The organism is Roseibium sediminis (genome assembly GCF_008711325.1).
Taxonomy (GTDB): Bacteria; Pseudomonadota; Alphaproteobacteria; order Rhizobiales; family Stappiaceae; genus Roseibium; species Roseibium sediminis.
The window spans coordinates 1-1,322 of record NZ_VXDB01000077.1; the positions used below are offsets into that span (position 1 = coordinate 1).

At 57.0% G+C, this 1,322-nt stretch carries 2 pseudogenes; both read right to left on the bottom strand.

Annotated elements, in window-relative coordinates:
• Positions 1–495 (bottom strand): annotated as a pseudogene (locus F0155_RS23110) (IS5 family transposase); the annotation flags it as partial.
• A 98-nt stretch (positions 496–593) separates the two neighbouring features.
• Positions 594–1,322, bottom strand: a pseudogene (locus F0155_RS23115) (transposase); the annotation flags it as partial.

Consider the following 1,322-nt stretch of genomic DNA (forward strand, 5'->3'; position numbering starts at 1 on the left):
ACCTGCTCTGCAAAAGCTGCTTCTCTCACCACAGAAAGAAATTTGCAACAGAGCCCGTGCGCCTGGCCCTCGGTCAATTTGAGGCGGATCGGCCGACCCTCGGCATCGACGAGCGCATGGATCTTGGTGGTCAGGCCGCCGCGCGAGCGACCCATGCAACGGGATCTCCAATCTTTTTTGGCCGTTGGCCGCATGCTGATGAACGCGGATCGATGACGAGTCGATCATCTGCACGTCACCGTCATAAGCATCTGATACCGCTTCAAGAATACGCGCCCAATGGCCAGCCTTGCGCCAGCGGTTGAAGCGATTGACGCAGGTCGTATACGGGCCGTAGCGCGCCGGAATGTCGGCCCAAGGCGCGCCCGTGCGAAGCCGCCAGAAGATGCCGTTCAGGACCTTGCGGTCGTCGGCGCGCGGGACCCCACGTACCTTGGTCGGCAGAAGCGGCTGTATCACAGACCACCCGAAATCCGTCAGATCGAAGCGAGCCATACTGACCTCCATTCATGACGGTCAGTGAATCAGAATACTTCCTCAATGGGAATCCAGTTTATGAGTATGTGACCTAGCACTACTTTGGCAGATTTTTCTCATAGATACATTTCCCGCAATGGGGGCATGTTTCCGGTGGAGGTTTTTGAATGATTTTCAGGATTTCCGTGCGGACGGCAGGCAGCGTTGGTTGTGGCGGAGGACCGAAGAATCTTTTTTTCCCCCTCCCGCCTGCTTAAGGCGTCGGGATTGCAGGAAGGCATACGCGATCATCGCCATTAATGCGTGCCGGTGAAGCCCGGCCCACGATCACCCTTCAAAGTGATCCAGACCGAGTTCCTCTTTGAGCTGTTGATGTGCCTGTTCACAGATCCAGCGTGCCTTGATGGCGCCGGCAAGCTGCTTAAGTGAGGCTTCAGCTGGAAGGTTGGACAGATAGTATTTGCGTTCGCCGGTCGAGCGGTGCTCGCCGACGACCCAGACCTCCTCTCCCGGCAGGTGTTGGGCACCCATGTCACGAATGCGTTGAGGTAGACCGTCTGCTATCCGGACACGCACAGCAGCAAAGCGCGCCGAGAGAGTTCCCTTGGTCCCACGCCGCCAACTGACCTTCCTCCATATTGCTGTCTCCAACATAGCCTGCGCCGTGATCGACTTCGTATCGGGAATGTGCCGCTGACGCGGGCGGCCACGTTTGGCGACAGGGAAGATCATCTTCACATCTGCAGGATAAACCTTTTGCTTGAACGGAATGCCAACGGCCCAGGTCAACCGGCTCTGTTGCAAATTTCTTTCTGTGGTGAGAGAAGCAGCTTTTGCAGAGCAGG